The sequence below is a fragment of the Vreelandella hamiltonii genome, assembly GCF_014651795.1.
Lineage (GTDB): Bacteria > Pseudomonadota > Gammaproteobacteria > Pseudomonadales > Halomonadaceae > Vreelandella > Vreelandella hamiltonii.
Genome location: NZ_BMXO01000003.1, coordinates 203,880 through 226,793 on the forward strand (window position 1 = coordinate 203,880; position 22,914 = coordinate 226,793).

General features: G+C 60.9%; 19 protein-coding genes. 18 read left to right on the plus strand and 1 reads right to left on the minus strand.

Annotated elements, in window-relative coordinates; all coding sequences use genetic code 11:
- Positions 1 to 17 precede the first annotated feature (17 nt).
- From rsmH to lpxC, 15 genes are all read left to right on the plus strand, one after another.
- A complete protein-coding gene (gene rsmH / locus IE061_RS05500) occupies positions 18 to 974 on the plus strand; it encodes a 16S rRNA (cytosine(1402)-N(4))-methyltransferase RsmH (RefSeq protein WP_193461195.1) in 957 nt (318 codons plus the stop codon).
- 2 nt (positions 975 to 976) lie between these two features.
- Positions 977 to 1,312 carry a cell division protein FtsL gene (gene ftsL / locus IE061_RS05505; RefSeq protein ID WP_193461196.1) on the plus strand — a complete coding sequence of 112 codons (336 nt, stop codon included), beginning with the start codon at positions 977 to 979 and terminating at the stop codon, positions 1,310 to 1,312.
- Positions 1,309 to 3,015, plus strand: a complete 1,707-nt coding sequence (locus IE061_RS05510; RefSeq protein WP_193461197.1) for a peptidoglycan D,D-transpeptidase FtsI family protein — start codon at positions 1,309 to 1,311, stop codon at positions 3,013 to 3,015. The genes ftsL and IE061_RS05510 overlap by 4 nt, the downstream gene beginning before the upstream one ends.
- A 16-nt stretch (positions 3,016 to 3,031) precedes the next feature.
- Positions 3,032 to 4,522, plus strand: a complete 1,491-nt coding sequence (locus IE061_RS05515; RefSeq protein ID WP_193461198.1) for a UDP-N-acetylmuramoyl-L-alanyl-D-glutamate--2,6-diaminopimelate ligase — start codon at positions 3,032 to 3,034, stop codon at positions 4,520 to 4,522.
- Positions 4,519 to 5,877 carry a UDP-N-acetylmuramoyl-tripeptide--D-alanyl-D-alanine ligase gene (locus tag IE061_RS05520; RefSeq protein WP_193461219.1) on the plus strand — a complete coding sequence of 453 codons (1,359 nt, stop codon included), beginning with the start codon at positions 4,519 to 4,521 and terminating at the stop codon, positions 5,875 to 5,877. Before IE061_RS05515 ends, IE061_RS05520 begins: the two co-directional genes overlap by 4 nt.
- 9 nt (positions 5,878 to 5,886) lie before the next feature.
- Positions 5,887 to 6,969, plus strand: coding sequence for a phospho-N-acetylmuramoyl-pentapeptide-transferase (mraY, locus tag IE061_RS05525; RefSeq protein ID WP_193461199.1), 1,083 nt, complete (start codon positions 5,887 to 5,889; stop codon positions 6,967 to 6,969).
- A gap of 74 nt (positions 6,970 to 7,043) precedes the next feature.
- Entirely contained in the window at positions 7,044 to 8,423 is a 1,380-nt protein-coding gene (gene murD / locus IE061_RS05530; protein ID WP_016913517.1) for a UDP-N-acetylmuramoyl-L-alanine--D-glutamate ligase, read from the plus strand.
- Positions 8,424 to 8,434: 11 nt separating this feature from the next.
- Positions 8,435 to 9,616, plus strand: a complete 1,182-nt coding sequence (gene ftsW, locus IE061_RS05535; protein WP_026001648.1) for a putative lipid II flippase FtsW — start codon at positions 8,435 to 8,437, stop codon at positions 9,614 to 9,616.
- Positions 9,617 to 9,667: 51 nt separating this feature from the next.
- On the plus strand, positions 9,668 to 10,732 hold the full coding sequence (gene murG / locus IE061_RS05540) for an undecaprenyldiphospho-muramoylpentapeptide beta-N-acetylglucosaminyltransferase (RefSeq protein ID WP_040460716.1): 1,065 nt from the start codon (positions 9,668 to 9,670) through the stop codon (positions 10,730 to 10,732).
- 53 nt (positions 10,733 to 10,785) lie between these two features.
- Positions 10,786 to 12,198 (plus strand): UDP-N-acetylmuramate--L-alanine ligase, encoded by a 1,413-nt coding sequence (murC, locus tag IE061_RS05545; RefSeq protein ID WP_193461220.1) that lies wholly within the window; start codon positions 10,786 to 10,788, stop codon positions 12,196 to 12,198.
- On the plus strand, positions 12,195 to 13,130 hold the full coding sequence (locus tag IE061_RS05550) for a D-alanine--D-alanine ligase (protein ID WP_016913521.1): 936 nt from the start codon (positions 12,195 to 12,197) through the stop codon (positions 13,128 to 13,130). Before murC ends, IE061_RS05550 begins: the two co-directional genes overlap by 4 nt.
- A gap of 22 nt (positions 13,131 to 13,152) precedes the next feature.
- Positions 13,153 to 13,875 carry a cell division protein FtsQ/DivIB gene (locus IE061_RS05555; RefSeq protein ID WP_016913522.1) on the plus strand — a complete coding sequence of 241 codons (723 nt, stop codon included), beginning with the start codon at positions 13,153 to 13,155 and terminating at the stop codon, positions 13,873 to 13,875.
- 304 nt (positions 13,876 to 14,179) lie between these two features.
- Positions 14,180 to 15,469 carry a cell division protein FtsA gene (gene ftsA / locus IE061_RS05560; protein ID WP_016913523.1) on the plus strand — a complete coding sequence of 430 codons (1,290 nt, stop codon included), beginning with the start codon at positions 14,180 to 14,182 and terminating at the stop codon, positions 15,467 to 15,469.
- Between the two features lie 33 nt (positions 15,470 to 15,502).
- A complete protein-coding gene (gene ftsZ, locus IE061_RS05565) occupies positions 15,503 to 16,684 on the plus strand; it encodes a cell division protein FtsZ (RefSeq protein WP_016913524.1) in 1,182 nt (393 codons plus the stop codon).
- A 156-nt stretch (positions 16,685 to 16,840) separates the two neighbouring features.
- On the plus strand, positions 16,841 to 17,752 hold the full coding sequence (gene lpxC / locus IE061_RS05570) for a UDP-3-O-acyl-N-acetylglucosamine deacetylase (RefSeq protein WP_193461200.1): 912 nt from the start codon (positions 16,841 to 16,843) through the stop codon (positions 17,750 to 17,752).
- Between the two features lie 125 nt (positions 17,753 to 17,877).
- Here lpxC and IE061_RS05575 read toward each other — a convergent pair whose 3' ends face one another.
- Positions 17,878 to 18,339, minus strand: coding sequence for a DUF721 domain-containing protein (locus IE061_RS05575; protein WP_193461201.1), 462 nt, complete (start codon positions 18,337 to 18,339; stop codon positions 17,878 to 17,880).
- Positions 18,340 to 18,449: 110 nt separating this feature from the next.
- Between IE061_RS05575 and IE061_RS05580 the strand changes: the two genes are divergently transcribed.
- The 3 genes from IE061_RS05580 (at position 18,450) to argJ (ending at position 22,877) form a co-directional block, all read left to right on the plus strand.
- Entirely contained in the window at positions 18,450 to 18,800 is a 351-nt protein-coding gene (locus IE061_RS05580; protein WP_193461202.1) for a hypothetical protein, read from the plus strand.
- Between the two features lie 93 nt (positions 18,801 to 18,893).
- On the plus strand, positions 18,894 to 21,617 hold the full coding sequence (secA, locus tag IE061_RS05585; RefSeq protein WP_193461203.1) for a preprotein translocase subunit SecA: 2,724 nt from the start codon (positions 18,894 to 18,896) through the stop codon (positions 21,615 to 21,617).
- Between the two features lie 30 nt (positions 21,618 to 21,647).
- On the plus strand, positions 21,648 to 22,877 hold the full coding sequence (gene argJ, locus IE061_RS05590; protein WP_193461204.1) for a bifunctional glutamate N-acetyltransferase/amino-acid acetyltransferase ArgJ: 1,230 nt from the start codon (positions 21,648 to 21,650) through the stop codon (positions 22,875 to 22,877).
- Positions 22,878 to 22,914 lie beyond the last annotated feature (37 nt).

Consider the following 22,914-nt stretch of genomic DNA (forward strand, 5'->3'; position numbering starts at 1 on the left):
TTTTGTGTGAGAGTAACATGCCTTCTGCCGACGCCGATCAGGTCGCTTCCCGTTTTCGTCATACCAGCGTGTTATTGGACGGGGCCGTCGATGCGTTGATCCATGATCCCGACGGTGTCTATCTGGACGGCACGTTCGGCCGCGGGGGGCACTCGCGTCTCATCCTGTCGCGGTTGAGTGAACAGGGCCGCTTGTTGGCCATGGACCGCGACCCACAGGCCATTGCCGCCGCTGCGGAAATCACCGACTCGCGTTTTGAGATCACTCGGCGTGAATTTGCGCGGTTGGCGGAGTTCGCCCAAGAGCAGGGCGTCCATGGCCGGTTGTCGGGCATCCTGCTGGATATCGGCGTGTCGTCGCCGCAGTTGGACGATCCCGAGCGTGGTTTCAGCTTCATGCGCAATGGCCCGTTGGACATGCGCATGGACCCCACGCAAGGCGAGAGTGCAGCAAGCTTTCTGGCCCGTGCCAGCGAATCCGAGATAGCCAGCGTCTTCAAGACCTATGGCGAAGAGCGCTACGCCAGGCGGTTGGCCAATGCCGTGGTCAAGCGGCGCGTCGAGCAACCTTTCACGCACACCGTGGATCTGGCCGACGTCCTCAAGGCAGCCCATCCCGCCTGGGAAAAGGGCAAGCACCCGGCGACCAAGGCGTTTCAGGGGCTGCGTATTTACCTCAACGGCGAGCTGGAACAGCTGGATGGCGCTTTGGAGGCGGCCCTGGAGGCCTTGGCGCCGGGTGGGCATCTGGTGGTCATCAGCTTTCATTCGCTGGAAGACCGTCGCGTCAAGCACTTCATTCGCCACCATGTCCGCGGAGATACCCATCTGCCGCGTGGTGTTCCCATCCGTGATGATCAGTTGAATCGCCGCCTCGAGGCCTTGGGCAAGGGGAGCCGTCCCAGCGATGAAGAGGTGGATGCCAATCCCCGGGCCCGCAGTGCCGTCATGCGTGCCGCCCGTAAGCGAGCGTGACCATGAGCCTTGATCGCTTCGAACGATGGCTGTCCACGTTGCAGGCCGAGTGGCCATTTCAAGTGCGTCTGCGCCTCTGGCCGCTGTTGTTGCTCGCCCTGTTTGCCTTATGTCTGCTGACGGCGTTGTCGGTGGTGATGACCACCCACATGACTCGGGTGCAGTTTGCCGAGTTGCAGCGTCTGGAACAGGAGAAGAACCAGCTGCAAACCGAGTGGGGGCAGCTGTTATTGGAAGAGGGTGCCTGGTCGACACCGGCACGCATCGAGCAAATTGCCACGGAACGGCTAGAAATGCGTATTCCAGACGTCAACGATGTTGAGGTTATTCGTCCATGAGACGCGAAGGTCGGGGAGGGAAGTCCCGTCAATATCCCATTGCACCGCCCTTGGCTGGCGGTCGTTTCTTTTTCATCTTGCTGGTGGTAGGGCTGGCCTCTGCCATTCTGATTGGCCGTATCACGCTGCTCCAGGTCATCGACCGACCCTTTTTGCAAAGCCAAGGTGACGCGCGCACCCTGCGTCATGAAGCCATTCCAGCACACCGCGGCATGATCACCGACCGCAATGGGGAGCCATTGGCCATCTCCACGCCTGTGGTGACCCTGTGGGCCAATCCGCAAGAGCTGCCTGGCGATGCCATTCAGCGAGTCATGCTGGCCCAGGCGCTGGGGATGTCGTTGGATGATTTCGATGCCCGGGTCGCGCGCTTTGCCAGTCGAGAGTTCATGTATCTGCGTCGCCATATGACCCCGGAAGCTGCTCAGCGAGTGCTGGATCTGCGTACCCCCGGGGTGTATCAGCAGCGGGAGTACAAGCGCTATTACCCGGCAGGGGAAGTGGTGGCCCAACTGCTGGGCGTCACCAACGTCGATGACGTGGGCCAGGAGGGGCTGGAGCTTGCCTACCAGCCTTACCTGGCAGGTCACCCCGGCCAGCGGCGCGTCATCAAGGATCGGCGGGGTCGTTTGGTGCGTGAGCTGGGGGTGATCCGTGATGCCCAGCCAGGGGGCGAGCTGACGCTTTCCATCGACCAGCGCATTCAGTACATGGCCTATCGTGAGCTGCGCGCTGCCGTGACCGAACATGAGGCAGACGGCGGCGTGCTGGTCATGATGGATGCACGCACGGGCGAGGTGCTGGCCATGGCCAACCTGCCCTCCTACAACCCCAACAACCGCGCCGGACTCGACCCTCGGGGGCTGCGTAATCAGGCTCTGGTGGATGTCTTCGAGCCTGGCTCGGTCATGAAGCCACTGGCCATGGCAGCCATTCTCGAAAGCGGCGTGTTCGACCGCGATGTGGTGGTCGATACCTCACCTGGCTGGATGCGTATCGACCAGTTCACCATCCGTGATATCCGTAATTACGGGCAGTTGGATCTGGCGGGTATTCTGGAAAAGTCCTCCAATATCGGCATGTCGCGGCTGGCGCTTCAGCTCAGCGATACGGCGATCTGGGAAAAGTACAATCAGTTGGGCTTTGGGCAGGGACCGGGCACCGGTTTTCCTGGCGAGTCCACGGGCAGCCTCCCGGCGCCGGTGCGGTGGTCGCGCAGTGAGCGTGCGGCGCTCTCCTATGGCTATGGCTTATCGACTTCTGCGCTACAGATCGCCAGTGCCTACACGGCATTGGCCAACGGCGGTGAGCGCCTGCCGCCCTCGCTATTGAGGTTGTCCGAACCTCCTCCTGGTATTCCGGCTATTTCGCCCAGCGTTGCAGATGATCTTCTGGACGTGTTGGAAACGTCCGTGGGAGCCTACTCTGGTGGGCGGCGTGCGCGGGTCGAGGGCTATCGGGTGGGTGGCAAGACCGGTACGGTGCGCAAGAGCGGCCAGCAGGGTTACGCCACGGATGCCTACCGCAGCGTCTTTGCTGGCATTGCCCCTATCTCTGATCCGCGCATCGTCACGGTGGTGATGATCGATAACCCCCAGGCGGGGCAGTTTTATGGCGGGGCGGTGGCGGCCCCCGTATTTTCCAGTGTCACTGGCAACGCGCTACGTTTGCTGGATGTGCCGCCCGATCATGACGTTGAATAGCTTTCAAGGAGTAGGCATGACTGTGAGCCTCGACCAGTTTCGGGCCGCCCTGAAGGTGGTGTGGCCAGATGCCGGGTTGCCAGATCTACCGCCGCTGCCCGTGTCGCTCGATCTGGTGACCGATTCGCGCAAGGTGGCAGAAGGGAGTGTCTTCGTGGCGGTGCCCGGTAGTCAAGGGGATGGCCGCGAGTATGTCGAGCAAGCCCTGGAGAGAGGTGCCTCGCTGGTGCTGGCGCATACGCGGCAGGCCGAGTTGACGCTGCAGGGCAGGGTGCTTTCGTTGCCTCATCTGGCACTGCGGCTGGGTGAGCTGGGGCGCTCGCTTTATCAAGTGTCTGATGGCCTGGAGGTAATCGCAGTTACGGGAACCAACGGCAAAAGCTCGGTCACGCATTATATCGCGGCATTGAGTGAGCTCCTGGGCACTCCGGCTGGAGTGATAGGTACTCTGGGCGTTGGACGCCCGGGGCAGCTAATGGATACCGGGCTGACCACGCCCGGGCCGCTGGCGTTGCAGGCTACTCTGGGGCAGTTAGGCCGCCAAGGTGTCCAGCGCGTGGCGCTGGAGGCTTCCTCCCACGCGCTGGACCAGCACCGTCTGGAGTCAGTGAACGTGACGGTCGGCGTGTTCACCAATCTGACCCGAGATCATCTGGACTATCACGGCAGCATGGCGGCCTATGCTGCCGCCAAGGCCAAGCTGTTCCGTCGTCCTGAGCTGACCCTGGCGGTGGTCAACGGTGACGACCCCCTGGCTCGGCTGATGCTGGCAGGGTGCGAATCCCATGTGCGTGTGCTGGCGACGGGCAGCGATGAGGCGGTAACGCTGCGTATCCTCGATTGGCATCCGTTGGAAGCCGGTCAGCAGGCTCTGATTGCCACGCCCGAGGGCGAGAAAGCGCTCGAATTACCGCTGCTGGGGCGCTTCAACCTGGATAACGTGCTGCTGGCCATCAGCGTGTTGTACGGGCTGGGCGAGTCGCTGGACGCGCTATTCGAGGCGGCAGCCAAGTTGAGCCCGGTGCCGGGTCGTATGACGCGCTTTGGCGGGGGCGAAGCACCTTGTGTGGTGGTGGACTATGCCCACACCCCTGACGCGCTGCAAAATGCGCTGGAAGCACTGCGTGATCACTTGGGCAACCAAGGAAAGCTCTGGTGCCTGTTTGGCTGTGGTGGTGAGCGCGATACCGGCAAGCGCGCGGAAATGGCCAAGGTAGCCGAGCGGCTGGCCGACCGTGTGGTGGTGACCGACGACAATCCTCGCCGTGAATCTGCCGCCCAGATTCGTCAGCAAATTTTGGCGGGTTTTCACGAGCTGCAGCGGGTGAAAGAGATTGGTGATCGGCGTCAGGCCATCCTGCATGCCGTGGCTCAGGCAGGTCCTCAGGATGTGGTGCTGGTGGCTGGCAAGGGCCATGAAGCTTATCAGGAAGTCGAGGGTGTTCGACACGCCTACCAGGATGACGAGCAGGTGCAGCAAGCCATTCGGGCACGAGGTGGCTGCTGATGTGGACCCTTGGCGGAGTGGCTGCGGCGCTGGGTGTTCCGTTGGCAGACGATGCGACTGACGTGTCGATCAGCCAGGTAGTGACGGACACTCGCCAGATCGTGCCGGGTTGCCTGTTCATTGCCTTGAAGGGCCCACGCTTCGATGGCCACGATTTCGTCGAGCAAGCCCGAGAGCAGGGCGCCGTAGCGGCCCTGGTGGAGCACCCCGTGGATAGCCCGCTGGCGCAATTGCGCTACCCGGATACGCGCTTGGGGCTGGGGCTGTTGGCGGGCGCATGGCGGCGACGCTTTACACTGCCGCTGGTGGCGGTCACGGGGAATAGCGGAAAAACCACGGTCAAGGAGATGGTGGCAGCCCTGTTGGCGCCACTCGGTGAGGTGTTGGCGACCATCGGCAACCTCAATAACGATATTGGGGCACCGCTGACGCTGTTGCGTCTTGGGCCGCAGCACCAGGCGGGTGTCATCGAACTGGGGGCCAATCATTTGGGTGAAATCGCCTGGACCGTTGGTTTGGCGGCCCCCAGGGTGGTCATCATCACCAACGTGACGGGCGCTCATGTAGGTGAGTTTGGTGGCATGGGTCAGATTGCCCAGGCCAAGAGCGAAATTCTGTCAGGGCTCGATCAGGATGGCGTGGCCATCATCAATGCCGATGATCGCTACTTCCCTTTCTGGGCGGCCTGTGCGGCCCCCCGCCGAGTGGTCAGCTACGGGGTGCAGGGCAATGCGGACGTAAACGCTTCGGCTCTTTCCTGCGACTCACAGGGGCGTTATGCTTTCACGCTCGTTGTCGGAGGTGAGCCGTTGGGGCGCGTAGCGCTACCTCTGATCGGCAAGCATAACGTCAGTAACGCCTTGGCCGCCGCCGCCGCCGCCCTGGCGCTGAGTGTCCCTGCCTCGCAGGTCGTGGCTGGGCTGAATCGGTTGTCGGCACTGCAGGGCCGCTTGAGCGTGGTGCCCGGTATTCGTGGCACGACGCTGCTGGACGATACTTACAACGCCAACCCTGGCGCGGTCAAGGCTGCTCTGGATGCCCTGGCGAGCTTTCCTGCCCCTCGCTGGTGCGCCCTGGGCGCGATGGGGGAGCTGGGGGATGAATCCGACCGGCTACATGCTGACGTGGGCGCTTATGCTGCGTCGCTGGGGCTGGACATGCTGTTGACGGTTGGCGAGGCAGCCAGGGCTGCCTCGGATGCCTTTGGTCGCGGGCTGCACTTCGACGACCACGAGACGCTAGTGCGTCATGTTATTAATTCTCTGCCACCCGACGCCACGCTGCTGGCGAAAGGATCGCGCAGTGCCGGCATGGAAAGAGTCATTGCTGCGCTGCGTGCGGATGACACAAGGTAAGCGCCGTTCATGTTACTTCATTTGGCGAATTTTCTAACTCAATTTCAATCTGCGTTTCAGGTGTTCAATTATTTGACGCTACGCGTCATTCTCGCCGCGCTCACCGCGCTGATGCTGTGCCTTTGGCTGGGGCCCTGGGTGATACGTCGTCTGGTCGAAGGGCAGATTGGCCAGGCCGTTCGCGATGACGGCCCACAGTCGCATCTTTCCAAGGCAGGTACGCCGACCATGGGCGGCGCCATGATCCTGCTGGCGATTGCGATCAGCACCTTGCTGTGGGGTGACCTGACCAACTATTACGTCTGGATCGTGCTGCTGGTGACGCTGGGCTTTGGCGCCATCGGGTGGGTCGACGATTATCGCAAAGTGGTCGAAAAGAATCCCCGCGGGCTGCCAGCACGTTGGAAATATTTCTGGCAGTCGGTGGTCGGCCTGGGAGCCGCCATCATTCTGTACGCCACGGCCACCACGCCCGCCGAAACCAGCCTGCTCATTCCGCTGTTCAAGGACGTTGCGCTGCCGTTGGGCTTGTTCTACATCGTGTTGAGCTATTTTGTGATTGTCGGTAGCTCCAATGCCGTCAACCTGACCGATGGCCTGGATGGTCTGGCCATCATGCCCACCGTGCTGGTAGCCATGGGGCTGGCGGTGTTTGCCTATGCCAGCGGCAATGCCGTATTTGCCAACTACCTGCATATTCCCTTCATTCAGGGAACCGGCGAGCTGGCCATTTTCTGTGCCACGATTGCCGGTGCTGGCCTGGGCTTTCTGTGGTTCAACACCTATCCCGCCCAGGTGTTCATGGGCGATGTGGGTGCGCTGGCGTTAGGGGCCGCCCTGGGCGTGGTGGCGGTCATCGTGCGCCAGGAGATCGTGCTGTTCATCATGGGCGGTATTTTCGTGCTGGAAACCGTATCGGTCATTCTGCAGGTCGGCTCCTACAAGCTGACGGGGCGCCGTATCTTCCGCATGGCTCCGCTGCATCACCATTACGAACTCAAGGGATGGCCTGAGCCGCGCGTGATCGTGCGTTTCTGGATCATCACCGTTGTCCTCGTTCTGCTGGGACTGGCCACACTGAAAGTGCGTTAGTCATTGGGTAGTCGTGTCAGGGTAGTCGTGTCACGGTGGCCAAGGCCGCTCTAGCCCGGGCCAAGGAGTCGTTCATGGTGAAGGTACCTCAGGGTGTTACCGTTGTTGTTGGACTGGGCATTTCCGGTCAGGCGATCTGTCGCCATTTGGACCGCCATGGAGTGCCTTTCATGGTGGCCGATACCCGCGAGATGCCGCCTGGACTCGCCGCGTTCCAGCAGCGTTATCCGGCGATTGATTGCCACTGTGGGCCGCTGAATGAGCTGGATTTCAGCGATGCGTACGAGGTGGTGGTCAGTCCGGGGGTCGACCCGCATTTGGCAGGCCTCGACGGGCTGTTGGAGCGAGTCAACCCTGCCACCGGCGAGCCGATGCTGGTGGGTGAAACGGCACTGTTCAGGCGTCTGGTGCGTGCCCCGGTGGCGGCGATTACGGGCTCCAATGCCAAGTCCACGGTGACCACGCTATTAGGTGCAATGGCCAAGGCCTCGGGGGTGAATGCCGCCGTGGGGGGCAATCTGGGCACGGCGGCTCTGGATCTGTTGGCCGACCATCCCGGTGCCGAGCTCTTCATCCTCGAACTCTCCAGCTTTCAACTGGAAACGACGCCTCGCCTCGGAGCGGCGTCGGCTGCGTTTCTCAATTTATGCGATGATCATCTGGACCGTCATGGCGATTTGGCGGGTTACCGTCAGGCCAAGCAGCGCATTTTCATGGGCGCCGAGCACGCGGTGGTCAACGCCGATGACCCCATGACCTGGCCTCTGGATGCCCTCGACCGTGTCGAGCGTTTTGGTGTGGGTGTTCCGGCCGGTAGTGACTGGGGGCTGGCCGATATCGATGGACGCCGCTATTTGATGCACGGCGAGACGCCGTGGCTGGCGGTGGATGAGCTGGCCATTACTGGTCAGCACAATCAGTTGAACGCGCTGGCAGCGTTGGCCATGGGCCGGGCGCTGGGGTTTGATCGTCAGGCCATGTGTGAGGTGTTGACCACGTTCAAGGGGCTGCCGCACCGTAGCGAAACCGTTGCTGAGGTGAACGGGGTTCGCTGGGTCAACGACTCCAAAGGGACCAACGTGGGTGCGACCCTGGCCGCCATCAATGGTATTGGCGTCGCGCTCACTGGCAAGATCATTCTGTTGGCGGGAGGCGTGGGTAAGGGAGCCGACTTTACGCCGCTGGCCGGGCCGTTGGCGGACCATGGAAAAGCCGCGCTGCTCTACGGCGCAGACGCCGAGCGTCTCGACAACGTGCTTGGCCCTTGCCTTCACACTCAGCGTGTCGAAACGCTGACACAGGCGATGGAAGCCGCATGGCAGCTGGCCGAGCGAGGGGATTGTGTGTTGCTCTCGCCAGCGTGTGCCAGCCTGGACCAATTCGCCAACTACCAGGCGCGGGGCGACCTGTTTCGCGACTGGATCGAGCAGAAACAGCGTGAGAGTGCCCCATGAGCGACGAAACCATGAGTAGGATGCAGCGACTGCGTGAAGCGCTGGCGACCCGCCACCTGCCTTGCGATGTCTGGCTGATTGTCGCCGCCGTCGCGTTGGCAGGACTGGGCTGGGTCATGGTCAGCTCCGCGTCGATAGGGCTACTGGAAAACAGCTATCACTATGCTCGCCAGCACGGCATTTTTTTGCTGCTGGCGATATTGGCATGCCTGTTCATGGTGTGCGTGCCGCTGGAGCTATGGCGCCAGAATGCGGCGTTGCTGTTGTTGCTGAGCATTGTCATGCTGGTCGTGGTACTGGCCGTAGGCCAGGAGGTCAACGGCAGCAAGCGTTGGATTGCCCTGCCAGGGCCGCTTCCCAGCCTGCAAGTCTCGGAATTTGGCAAGCTGGGGCTGATCTTTTACATGGCCGCCTTCATGTCGCGATTCACTTATGAACTGCGCCAGCGCGCCTTTACCATGTGGCGCCCCTTGGCGGTACTGGCCATTCCTGCCTTCCTGCTGTTTCTTGCCCCGGATTTCGGCGGCATGGTCGTATATGCCGTGTGTGTGATCGGCATGCTGATGATGAGCGGCGCTTCGCTGACGCTGTTGCTGGGCAGTGGCGGGGTGCTGGGGTTTGGTGCCGTGATGATGGTCGTCATGGAGCCGTATCGACTGGCGCGCTGGACCAGCTTCCTGGACCCCTGGGCCGACCAGTTCGCCACCGGGTATCAGCTGACGCAGGCATTGATCGCGTTTGGACGTGGCCATGTGACTGGCACCGGATTGGGCAACAGCGTGCAGAAGCTGCACTATCTTCCCGAAGCCCATACGGACTTCATTTTTGCGGTGGTGGCCGAAGAGCTGGGCATGATTGGAGCGATAGCCGTGGTGCTGCTGTTCACCCTGTTCATCGTGCGGGCCATGTGGGTGGGTCGACGGGCAGAGCTGGCTGGGCATCTGTTCGGTGCCTACGTGAGCTACGGGATCGGCTTTATCGTGGCGGCTCAGGCGTTTATCAATATGGCGGTGAGTGCTGGCTTGCTGCCGACCAAAGGGCTGACCCTGCCGCTGATCAGCTACGGAGGCTCCAGTCTGCTGGTCACTGGCATGATGGTGGGGCTGTTGCTCCGGGTGGATGCAGAAACTCGGCATCGCCCGCGTCGTTTGTCGACGCCTTATCGTGCTCGCCGAGAGCCGCGGTTGACGTAATTATTCAAGGAGCTGTTTGTGGCGATACATGCGGGTCGACGGGTTTTGGTCATGGCGGGAGGAACGGGAGGGCACGTCATTCCTGCGCTCTCGCTGGCGCGTGCTCTCCAGTCCCAAGGGGTTGCCGTGGAGTGGCTGGGCAGCCCGCGGGGAATTGAAAACCGCTTGGTGCCCGAGGCGAGCATCGTGCTACATACCATTGCGATCAGTGGCTTGCGCGGCAATGGCGCCGATGGCTGGCTCAAGGCGCCGCTCAACCTGTCGCGGGCGGTGCTCCAGGCACGTGGCGTCATCAAGCGTTTCAAGCCGGATGTGGTGGTAGGGCTGGGTGGATTCGCCAGCGGGCCTGGCGGTCTAGCGGCCCGGCTATCCGGTATTCCGCTGGTCATTCATGAACAGAATGCCGTGGCAGGGCTGACCAACAAGGTGCTGTCGCGCTTGGCCACGCGTACCTATGCCGCGTTCGAGAATGCATTTGGCACGCGTGCCGAGGTGATTGGCAACCCGGTACGTGAAGAGATCGCCGCGCTGGGCGAGCAGCCCCGGCAGGTGGCCGACATGCAGGGCAGGCCGCTGCGCCTGTTGGTGGTAGGCGGCTCACTGGGCGCGGTAGCGCTGAACGAGCGCCTGCCTGTGGCCTTGGCTGCGCTGCCGCCGGAGCGACGTCCCGAGGTGCGTCATCAGGCAGGCAAGGAGCGCGATATCGCCACGGCAGACGCCTATGCTCAGCAGGCGGTGGTCGCCGAGGTTTCGCCGTTCATCGATGATATGGCCGCGGCCTATGCCTGGGCGGATCTGGTCGTTTGCCGAGCCGGTGCGCTGACGATTGCCGAACTGGCGGCGGCGGCCAAGCCCGCGTTGCTGGTGCCGTTTCCTTTTGCCGTGGATGACCATCAGCGGGTGAATGCCGAGGTGCTGGTCCGGGCGGGTGCGGCGCTATGTGTCGTACAGGCTGAGCTGACGGCTGACTATTTAAGTGAACTTTTGGACCAATTACTTTACCCAGAGACCCTGGCAGAGATGGCCGCCAAGGCGCGTCAAGCGGCGTCCTTGAACGCGACCGAGCGCCTGGCCCAAGGCTGCCTCTCGCTGGTGAAGCAAGGAGAAACTGCGTGACCGAGTCAGTCAACCATACGTCGCCGCAGCTGAGTGGCCCGAGCGGGCCGGGTATGCGCCGTATCCAGCGGCTTCATTTCGTCGGTATTGGCGGTGCCGGCATGTGCGGCATTGCCGAGGTGCTCGCTAACCAGGGGTACCAGGTCAGCGGCAGTGACATGAAAGCGTCCAGTGTGGTGGAGCGTTTGCGTCAGTGCGGCGTCGATGTATTCATTGGGCATGCCAAGGAGAACGTGGAAGGCGCGGATGTGGTCGTCGTCTCCAGTGCCATCGATGAAGCCAACCCTGAAATTCGCTGGGCGCACGACCACCGCGTGCCAGTGGTGCGGCGTGCGGAAATGCTCGCCGAGCTGATGCGCTTTCGTCACGGCATTGCCGTGGCTGGTACCCACGGCAAGACCACCACGACCAGCCTGACGGCTACCCTGTTGGCAGAGGGCGGCCTGGACCCAACTTTCGTGATCGGTGGAAAACTCACCAGCGCAGGTGCCAATGCTCGCCTGGGGGAGGGCGACTATCTGGTGGCCGAGGCCGACGAATCCGATGCGTCGTTTCTTCACCTTCAGCCCATGGTGTCGATCGTCACCAATATCGATGCTGACCACATGGCCACTTATGGGGGTGACTTCGAGCGTTTGAAAAACACCTTCATCGAGTTCTTGCACAATCTGCCTTTCTACGGCCTGGCGGTGCTGTGTATCGATGATCCCCACGTGCGCGGGCTGTGCGAGCGTATCAAGCGCCAGTTCGTGACCTACGGCTTCGATGAAGACGCTGACTATCGCATCGTGGATTTTAGTCAGCAGGCCGGGGAAGTCTCCTTCACGGCACTGCGGCCCGGTGGCGTGCCTCCGCTGGCCATTCGACTGGCCATGCCGGGCCGCCACAATGCCTTGAACGCAATGGCGGCCATCGTGGTGGCGACCGACGCCGGGGTCAGTGATGACGCCATCCAGCGCGGTCTCATGGGGTTTGCAGGCGTAGGGCGGCGCTTTCAGGTGCATGGCCACTATCCGGCACCGGTCGGCGAAGGCGAGATCATGCTGGTCGACGATTACGGCCACCACCCGCGGGAAGTGGATATGGTCATTCAGGCGGTGCGTGCCGGCTGGCCCGATCGCCGCCTGGTGATGCTCTATCAGCCCCACCGCTACAGCCGGACCCGCGATCTCTACGAAGACTTCGTGCGCGTACTGTCTCAGGTGGATACGCTGGTGCTGCTCGATGTGTACAGCGCTGGCGAGGCGGTGGTGCCGGGCGCCGAAGGCAAGACATTGGCCGGTTCTATCCGTCAGCGTGGCGATGTCGATCCGCTGTTCGTGGAGCACAAGCACGAACTGCCCGCCCTGCTCAACAACGTGCTGCGTCCGGGAGATATTCTGATCACTCAGGGGGCGGGCGACGTCGGTGGCATTTCACTGCGCCTTGCCCAGGCCCGGCTGGCCATGAAAGAGGTGGTGCTATGACAGGACAAGCGCAGCAGGCAGGCCTGGAGCGTGTCGTCGTGATCTACGGCGGCACGTCCGCCGAGCGCGAGGTGTCGCTCAAGAGTGGTGCTGCAGTACTGAATGCCTTGCAGCGTCAAGGCGTGAAGGCGCAGGGGTACGATCTCAAGGAGGGTGGGCTAGCGGGCCTCGAGCGCCTCGACCCCACCGCGGTGTTCATCGCACTGCATGGGCGTGGCGGTGAAGATGGTGCGCTGCAGGGGGCATTGGAGTTGCTTGGTTTGCCTTACACCGGCAGTGGCGTGCTGGCCTCGGCGTTGGGCATGGACAAGCAGCGTACCAAGCAGGTGTGGCAAGCCGTCGACCTGCCCACGCCGGAGTGCATCATGCTGAATGCCGGTTCGGACTGGGAGGCGGTGGTAGCCCAGTTAGGGCTACCCATGATGGTCAAGCCGGTACACGAAGGCTCGACTCTGGGTATCAGTATCGTCCGCAGTCTCGATGAGCTGAAAGCCGCCTATGCCCAGGCTGCTACCTTCGATGCCAGGGTCATGGCCGAGCGCTTTATTACCGGTGATGAATACACCGTCGCACTATTGGGCGATGACGTGTTGCCTGCTATCCGTGTCGAGGTGCCCGGTGGGTTTTATGACTATGAAGCCAAGTATCTGACCAATACCACCCAGTACCACTTGCCCTGTGGCCTGTCTGCACAAGACGAGCAGACGTTGGCTGCGCTGTGCAAGGAGGCCTTCCTTGCCGTGGGTGGCGAAGGCTGGGGGCGTATCGATGTCATGCGTGATGCTGCAGGCAACTTCTGGCTGATCGAAGTGAATACCGTGCCCGGGATGACCGATCATAGCCTCGTGCCACAGGCAGCAGCCCACGCTGGCATCGATTTCGACCAGCTGGTGATGCGTATTTTAACCACGGCACTGGCGCGCGATTCGTGACGGGGCATGGCATGAGTTTTTTATGAAGAAGCGCAATGCGTGGCTCGGTATCGTTCTACTGGCATTGCTGCTGGGGGCGGGGAGTCGAGCGCTATGGCTTTGGCTGGATCGCCCGATCGAGCGAGTGTCCATTCGAGGCGAGTGGGAGTATTTGAGCGCGGACTATCTGCGCTCACAGCTGGCCCCGCTGGTCCAGAATATCACTTGGCTGTCGGCAGATTTGGGCGAGCTGCGCCGCGATGCGCTGGAGATTGGTTGGCTGGATGAAGTGCGAATTTCCCGAGAGTGGCCCAACGCGCTGGTTTTCGAGTTGATAGAGCAAACGCCGGTAGCCCGCTGGAATGATGATTTCCTGCTTAACCCAAGAGGCGAACCCTTCTCCTACGCGCCCCTTGATGCGCCAGCCGGATTGCCCGACCTGGCGGGGCCTCAGGAAAGCAGTGCGGAAGTGCTGGCCTACTATCAGCGTTTGACGCCGCACTTTGCCGGGCTGTCGTTGACCCTGGCGCAATTGCGCTTGGAGCCCCGAGGCGCCTGGCGGCTTCAGCTCGACCAGGGTACCTGGGTAATGCTGGGGCGTCGTCACCATGGGGAGCGACTAGCCCGGCTATCGGCCTCCTGGCAGCGTGAGCTGAGCAGCGTGGGCGAGCATATCCGCTACATCGACCTGCGCTACCCCAATGGTGTGGCAGTGGCCTGGCATGGTGAAACCGAGGTTCCGGAGGAGGAGGACGAGTCACGATAAGGCGCAATGTGCAAAAAAGCGGGTAAATGGGCAGGCAGGCCCGCTAAAAAAACCGCTTATGGGGTATAAAATGCTTTCCTGGCCAATTATCGTGGGTTTGGGCTAGTCGTATTGTGGCTATTGTTTCTATACTATGTCCCAGACGATGCTGTGGGTCAGTATTTATTGTTCGGTCGCGGTTAGCGGCGTTATACAGTTTTAGTCAACTTATTTATTTTATCTTCGGGTTTTGCCTGCTTTTCGTTTAAGCGTTAAAAGGCGATCCCCGCTCTTATAAAACGACGACAAGGAGATTTACCGACTCATGGCAGGCTCACCCAACGCATCCAATATGGTTGTCGGGCTGGACATTGGAACGTCCAAGGTCGTCGCGATAGTCGGTCAACCCACCGATGATGGTGGGATTGAAATCGCCGGTATCGGTTCTCATCCTTCTCGCGGCATGAAGCGAGGAGTGGTCATCAATATCGAATCCACGGTGCAGTCGATTCAGCGTGCTGTCGAAGAGGCAGAGCTGATGGCGGGCTGCGATATCCACTCTGTCTATGTGGGTGTGGCAGGCAGTCATATCAGCTCCATGAACTCCGACGGCGTGGTGGCCATCAAGGAGCGTGAAGTCACTCCTTACGATATCGAGCGGGTCATCGATTCCGCACGGGCTCGGGCTATCTCTGAAGGGCAACGCGTGTTGCATGTCTTGCCCCAGGAGTTCTCCATCGATGCGCAAGGGGGTATCCGCGAACCGCTGGGTATGTCCGGGGTTCGTCTGGAGGCGCAAGTGCATCTGGTCACGGCTGCCTTGAATGCCGTACAGAACATCGAAAAGTGCGTGCGGCGGTGCGGTCTCGATGTGGATGCCATTATCCTGGAGCAATTGGCGTCCAGCATGGCAGTGCTTACCGAAGACGAGCGCGAGCTGGGAGTATGTATGGTCGATATCGGTGGAGGTACCACCGACATGGCCATCTTCAGTGAGGGCGCCATCCGCCATACGGCAGTGATTCCGATCGCCGGTGATCAGGTCACCAACGATATCGCCATGGCGCTGCGTACGCCCACTCAGCACGCGGAAGAAATCAAGGTAAAATACGCCTGCGCATTGACGCAGTTGGCGGCCAGCGATGAAATGATCAAGGTGCCCAGCGTGGGTGATCGCGCGGCACGAGATCTGTCGCGCCAGGCACTGGCGGAAGTCGTGGAGCCTCGTTATGAAGAGCTCTTCACGCTGGTCAGAGACGAATTACGCCGCAGTGGCTATGAAGATATGGTGGCTGCGGGTGTGGTGCTTACCGGTGGCACCTCACGCATGGAAGGTGTCAGCGAACTGGCTGAAGAAATTTTTCATATGCCGGTTCGTATTGCCTGCCCACAAAATGTCAGAGGCCTGGCGGATGTGGTTCGCAATCCTATCTATGCGACGGGCGTGGGTTTACTCCACTATGCACTGCAGGAAACGCGTCATGGGCAAGGCCTGGAAAGCCACGTGGGAAGTGCTGGGGGCCACAAGGGTCGCAGCGAGCTTGTCCGACGTGATATCAAGGATGGCCATTCGACGCTGGCAAGAATCAAAAGCTGGTTAAAAGGAAATTTCTGATAGGGCCGCGACGCGGTTCAGGAGACGGGGCTTATGTTCGAATTGGTAGATAACGCACCCTCGAGCAGTGCGGTCATTAAAGTCGTCGGTGTTGGCGGTGGCGGCGGTAACGCAGTCAACCACATGGTCGAGAGCAACATCGAAGGCGTCGAGTTCATCTGCGCCAACACCGATGCGCAAGCACTCAAGCGCGTATCGGCTAAAACGGTGCTTCAGCTGGGTGGGGAAATCACCAAGGGGCTTGGCGCGGGAGCCAACCCTGAAGTGGGCCGCCAGGCCGCGATGGAAGATCGTGATCGCATCGCCGAGCTGCTCAATGGCGCCGATATGGTCTTCATTACGGCAGGCATGGGCGGCGGTACCGGGACGGGAGGCGCGCCTGTGGTTGCTCAGGTCGCCAAGGAGCTGGGTATCCTGACGGTTGCCGTGGTCACGCGCCCCTTCCCATTCGAAGGGCCAAAGCGCATGCGAGCGGCCGAGGAGGGCATGAAAGAGCTTTCCGAGCATGTCGACTCGTTGATCACCATCCCCAACGAAAAGCTGCTGTCGGTGCTGGGCAAGAACGCGACCTTGCTGACCGCGTTCAGTGCTGCCAACGACGTCCTGCTGGGGGCGGTGCAAGGCATTGCCGAGCTGATCACCAGCCCGGGCATCATCAACGTCGACTTCGCAGACGTGCGTACTGTCATGTCAGAAATGGGTATGGCGATGATGGGCACTGGCGGTGCCACTGGTGAAAACCGTGCCCGAGAAGCTGCAGAAAAAGCCATCCGCAGCCCGCTGCTGGAAGACATCGACCTGCACGGCGCACGCGGCATTCTGGTCAACATCACGGCTGGCCCCGACCTTTCCATTGGCGAGTTCAATGACGTGGGTGCCACGGTGCAGGAGTTCGCTTCCCAGGAAGCCACTATCGTCGTGGGTACTTCCATCGATATGGAAATGTCCGACGAGCTGCGCGTGACCGTTGTGGCGGCTGGCCTGGATGGCAGCAAGGCCAAGGCCGTGTCTCGCGAACCGGCGCGCCGCTCCGCTGCAGACGCCGGTGGCTCCGACTACCGTAAATTGCAGCAGCCCACCGTCATGCGGCAACAGGCTACCGCGCGTGCCGAAGCGCCGGAAGCAGCAGCCAAACCACGCCCTGAAAAACGTCGTTCGGCCGATGCCGATGACTATCTGGATATCCCCGCGTTCCTGCGCCGCCAGGCAGATTGACTTGCGCTATCAGGTTTATTGAGGTAGCAAACGAGAGTTTTATTGGTAAAACGCTCGTTTGCTGTTAAAGTGAACACTGTTTGATAACTTTTCTCCCCCCTGCGACTGGGTAACATCTTGTTACACGTCGCCGATATTAGAGCTTGACCACTGCCCATGATCAGACAACGCACACTACAAAACGTCATCCGCGCCACTGGAGTGGGTCTGCACTCTGGCAAGAAAGTCCATCTGGCTTTGCGCCCGGCGCCGGCCAACACGGGTATTGTGTTTGTCAGAACCGATCTGGACCCAGTGGTTCACGTGCCTGCCCGCGCCGAGCTGGTGGAAGACACCACCCTGTGCACGGCACTTTCCCATGAAGGCGTCAAGGTAGCCACCGTCGAGCATCTCATGTCGGCCTTTGCGGGGCTGGGCATCGACAATGCCTACGTGGATATCAGTGCTGCCGAAGTGCCGATCATGGACGGTAGCGCTAGCCCGTTCGTTTTTCTGATTCAGTCTGCGGGTATTCTCGAGCAGGACGCGGCCAAGAAATTCATTCGCATCAAGCGTCGTGTGGCGGTCAGTGATGGTGAGAAGGAGGCCGTATTCCTGCCCCATCAAGGCTTCAAGGTGTCGTTTGCCATCGACTTCGACCACCCTGTCTTCGAGCAACAGAAGCAGACGGCATTGATCGACTTTTCCACGACATCCTTTGTCAAGGAAGTCTCGCGGGCCAGAACCTTTGGCTTCATGCGTGACCTTGAGTACCTGCGCTCCAACAATCTGGCGCTGGGTGGCAGTCTCGACAACGCCATCGTGGTGGATGACTACCGTATCGTGAATGAGGGTGGCCTGCGTTACGAAGACGAGTTCGTGAAGCACAAGGTGCTCGATGCCATCGGCGATCTCTATCAGCTGGGCTATAGCCTGATTGGTGAGTTCCGTGGCGTGAAATCCGGCCATGCCCTTAACAATCGTCTGTGTCGTGAACTCATGGCGCAGCCCGATGCCTACGAAATCGTGACCTTCGAAGAAGAGAAGGCCGTTGCGCCTATCTCCTATGCGGCACCCGCCATGGCCTGAGGTGGTTTTTAAGGGTCGCCGCTTGAAAATCGGGTAGTGTCCCCCCACTAAAGATAAAGCACCGCCATGCGGTGCTTTATTGCGTTTGGTCTAATGGTGGGCGAGCGGCCTGTTGTGCGTAGGGTTCATGTCGTACGCTGAGCGTGCGAAGCAAGGCGCTCCAGGGCCTGCTTTAGTCTGGGGTGTTCGGTATCCTCGGCGCACTCCTTGAGCGTTGTGCCAGCACTGCTGGAAAGAGTGCGCGCATAGCGTGCTGGTGGCGCCACGGTGCGTACCGGGCGCACTTTTAACGTGAACCCCGTTACCCCTGTAAAGCCGGGGAGCTGGTGCAGCAGGTTCAACAAGCGCGGTTGCTCGTAGCGTAACCAGGTCAACCAGCTGGCCTGGCTGCTGATCAGGGTCAGCCGCCCGTTGCTGAAGCCGCCTACGAAGACATGCTCGCGCATCTCTTCAGGCAGGTGGGCGCGCAGATGGGTCTGGGCTTGATCGATCAGGCGCGACTGACGCATCAGCTGGCCTGCGCCAGCGGACGTGTTCAGCAATTGGGTAATGGGCTGTGCGCGGGAACGCTTAACCTTTATACTCATTTACCTGATTCCTGAGGTGTTGCGGATAGTATCGTGCTGACGAGTGCGCGCAGCACCCATGTTTTTCGTCTATCGACAGAGCCTAACACGCTCAGGAGCCACGCCACAGCATGCCATCAACGCTCGATACATTATCTGCTCTGCCTCGGCGACATCGTCGCCATGGGCTGGCGCGTTGGTGGCTTGCGGGCCTGTTGGTGAGCTGTCTGCTGCCCGCCAGTTTACACCCTTCCGATCTGCGCAGCAGCGACCGGAGCGTGTGTATCTGCTTTTGGGTGCCCGCCATGCTGCGTGCCCAGTCGCAGTGGATCGCCAAAAAGCGCCGCGCGCTAAGGCGCTGGGTAGCACGCCAGCAGCGTCAACTTCCTGTTCTGAAAAGCTTTATCTCTTTCTTGTCCGTCATGCCCCGCCAGACGGTTGCTCTGGATGTATGCTCTCCTCGGGGGCCGCCAGCCCGCTGACCTGCCGCTAGCGGTACGTTCATTTACCCGACGTTAATTGACCCTATGAAAGAGTGCGCCTGAAGAGGTCGCTCCTATTGATGTGGATATTTCATGATTAATTCCTTGTTACGCAAAGTCGTTGGCTCCAAGAACGACCGTGAAGTCAAACGCATGCTCAAGAGCGTACAGAGTGTCAACGTGCTGGAAGAGACCCTGGTCGGCTTGAGCGATGGCGAGCTGCAGGCCAAGACGGCCGAGCTGCGCCAGCGTCTGGAGGCTGGGGAAAGCCTGGACAAACTGCTGCCTGAGGCCTTTGCGGTAGTGCGCGAAGCCAGCAAGCGAGTCATGGGCATGCGTCACTTCGATGTGCAGATGGTCGGTGGCATGACACTGCACCGCGGCCGTATCGCCGAAATGAAAACCGGCGAGGGCAAGACCCTGGTGGGCACGCTGGCGGTATACCTGAATGCCTTGACGGGCAAAGGGGTACACGTGGTCACGGTGAACGACTATCTGGCCCGCCGTGATGCCGAGTGGATGCGCCCGCTGTATGAGTTCCTGGGGCTGTCGATAGGGGTGATTTTTGCTGGCCAGACCGGTGAAGAGAAGCGCCACGCCTACCAGTGTGACATCACCTACGGCACCAACAACGAGTTTGGCTTCGACTACCTGCGCGACAACATGGCGTTCTCGCTGGAGGACAAGGTACAGCGCGGTTTGCACTATGCCATTGTCGACGAAGTGGACTCCATCCTGATCGACGAAGCGCGTACGCCGCTGATCATCTCCGGTGCGGTGGACGAGAACACCGAGCTGTACACCATCGTCAACCGTCTGGCCCAGCAGCTGGAGCAGGCGGAAGTGTCCGAAGACGAAGACGCGCCTGTCGAAGGCGACTTCGTGCTGGACGAGAAGCAGAAGCAGGTCGAGCTCACCGAGCAAGGCCATAACAAGGTCGAGGAGTTGATGCGCGCCGAAGGCTTGCTGGGCGAAGGCGATTCGCTCTATGCGGCGCAAAACCTCAACCTGTTGCAGCACATGCACTCGGCGCTGCGGGCGCGCCACCTCTATCATCTTGACGTCGACTACATCGTCGCCGACGGGCAAGTGGTCATCGTCGATGAACACACTGGGCGCACCATGCCTGGCCGCCGCTGGTCGGAAGGCCTGCACCAGGCGGTCGAGGCCAAAGAGGGCGTTACCGTTCAGCGTGAAAGCCAGACCCTGGCATCGACCACCTTCCAGAACTACTTCCGCCTTTATGAAAAACTAGCGGGCATGACCGGTACGGCAGATACCGAGGCCTTCGAGTTTCGTCAGATCTACGGCCTCGACGTTATCGTCATTCCCACCAACCGGCCTCTGGCCCGTAAGGATCTCAACGATCTCGTCTACCTGAGTGCCGAAGAGAAGTACGAAGCCATCATCAAGGACGTCTCTGCCGAGACCGCGGCGGGTCGACCGGTGCTGGTCGGTACGGCTTCTATCGAGACCTCCGAATATCTGGCACGCCTGATGCGTGACGCGGGCCTCAAATTCAGCGTGCTCAATGCCAAGCAGCACCAGAGCGAAGCCGAAATCATTGCCCAGGCCGGGCGCCCTGGCGCCATCACCATTGCCACCAACATGGCCGGTCGTGGTACCGATATCATGCTGGGCGGCAACTGGGAAGCCGATGCCGCCAAGCTGCAGAACCCGACCCAGGCCCAGCTCGATGCCCTGAAAGCCGAGTGGCAGGAGCGTCATGATGCGGTACTGGCAGCTGGCGGGCTGCACGTGATCGGTTCCGAACGCCACGAATCGCGTCGTATCGACAATCAGCTGCGTGGCCGTGCGGGCCGTCAGGGCGACCCTGGCTCCACGCGCTTCTTCCTCTCGCTGGAAGACAGCCTGATGCGACTGTTCGGCTCGGACCGAGTGAAGCGCTTGATGCAGGCGCTGGGTCTGGAGCGTGGCGAAGCCATCGAGCACAAGATGGTGTCCAACGCCGTCGAGCGTGCCCAGAAGAAAGTCGAGGGGCGCAACTTCGATATTCGTAAGCAGCTGCTCGAGTACGATGACGTCGCCAACGACCAGCGCCGCGTCATTTACGAGCAGCGTAACGAAATTCTCGCCTCTGACGACGTATCGAGCGCCGTGCTGGGTATTCGTGAGGAGGTGATGGAAGAGGCCATCAGCACCTACGTGCCGCCGCAGAGCCTGGCCGAGCAGTGGGATCTGCATGGCCTGGAGTCGCATCTGAAAACCGAGTTCAATCTGGACGCACCGGTGGTTCAGTGGGCGGAAGAGGATGAGCGCTTCAGTGAAGAGAAGCTGCGTGAGCGCCTGCAGACCATGCATCGTGAAGCTTATGAAGCCAAGATTGCTACGGCGGGCGCGGCACTGATTCGTCGCTTCGAGAAGCAGGTCATGCTGCAGGTGTTGGATACGCGCTGGAAAGAACACCTGCAATCCATGGACCACCTGCGTCGCGGTATCCATCTGCGTGGCTACGCCCAGAAGAACCCCAAGCAGGAGTACAAGCGCGAGTCCTTCGAACTGTTCCAGCATCTGCTGACCAACATCAAGGCCGATGTCACCCGCATCCTGAGTCATGTCCAGGTGCGCCAACCAGAAGAAGTGGATGCGCTGGAGCAGAAGCGCCGCGAAGAGCTGGCGCGTGAGAAGGCCACGGCGGCCAGCCGCCACGATGCGCCCAGCGAAAGTGGTGAGGCAACCGCGCCTGGTGCCGATGGGCGCCCGCTGCGCCGTGAGGGGCCGAAAGTCGGCCGTAACGATCCGTGTATCTGTGGTTCCGGCAAGAAATACAAGCAGTGCTGCGGCAAACTAAGCTGATTATCGTTAGCGCACGTTAAGGAGAGAAACATGGCGGTGGGTAACCTTCCCTTTCCGGAGTTGCCACCCCTTGAAGGGGTGCGTCTGGGCACTGCAATGGCGGGCATCAAGAAACCGGGCCGCCGCGATATGGTGGTGATCGAGCTGCCCGAAAGCGCCAGTGTGGCGGGCGTGTTTACCCGCAATGCGTTCTGCGCAGCGCCGGTCATCGTGGCCAAGGAGCATATGGCACAGTGTCAGGCGGCGGGGAAGGCACCTCGTTACTGGCTGATCAATACCGGTAATGCCAATGCGGGTACCGGCGACTTGGGACTGCAGGATGCGCGTGAGAGCTGCGCGGCACTGGCCGCGCAGGCAGGCGTTTCGGCGGAGCAGGTGCTGCCGTTTTCGACCGGTGTGATCGGTGAGCCGCTGCCCATGGCGCGGCTGTTGGCGGGTCTGCCGCCAGCGCTGGACACCCTGGCGGCCAGTAGTCAGGCTTGGCAACACGCCGGCGAAGGTATACTGACCACGGACACCCGCGCCAAAGGGGCAACGGTGACGCTAGCGCTGGGGGACCAGCAGGTCACCATCAACGGCATTACCAAAGGGTCGGGCATGATCAAGCCCAACATGGCCACCATGCTGGGGTTCGTGGTCACCGATGCGGCCATCGAGCAAACGCTGTTGGCAACCCTGCTGCGTGAGACCGTCGACCGGTCGTTCAACTGCATCACGGTGGATAGCGACACCTCCACCAACGACGCCTGCATGCTGGCGGCCACGGGTACCGGCGTTCGCATCGAAAGCGATGAGCAGGTGGCGATTTTCCGCAACGGCCTGCAGCGCGTGATGACCGAGCTTGCACAGGCCATCATTCGTGATGGCGAAGGAGCGACCAAGTTCGTCACTTTGCAGGTCGATGAGGCGCGTACCCGCCAGGAGGCACTGGATGTCGCCTTCACCGTCGCCCACTCACCGCTGGTGAAAACCGCGCTGTATGCCTCGGATGCCAACTGGGGGCGTATTCTGGCCGCAGTGGGCCGTGCGCCAGTTGAGGCCTTCGACGTCAGCCGAGTGGTCATCGACCTCGGGGACGTGCGCCTGGTGGAGCAGGGCGGTCGCGCCAGCAGCTATACCGAGGCCGCTGGCAGTGCGGTCATGGCGCAGGAGGAGATCACCATTCGGATCACGCTGGGTCGTGGTGAGGAGGGGGCTACCGTGTGGACCTCCGACCTTTCCCATGACTATGTGTCCATCAATGCGGATTACCGCAGCTAGGCTGTGGCATCGTGCTCAACAAAGCCAGATAGCGCCG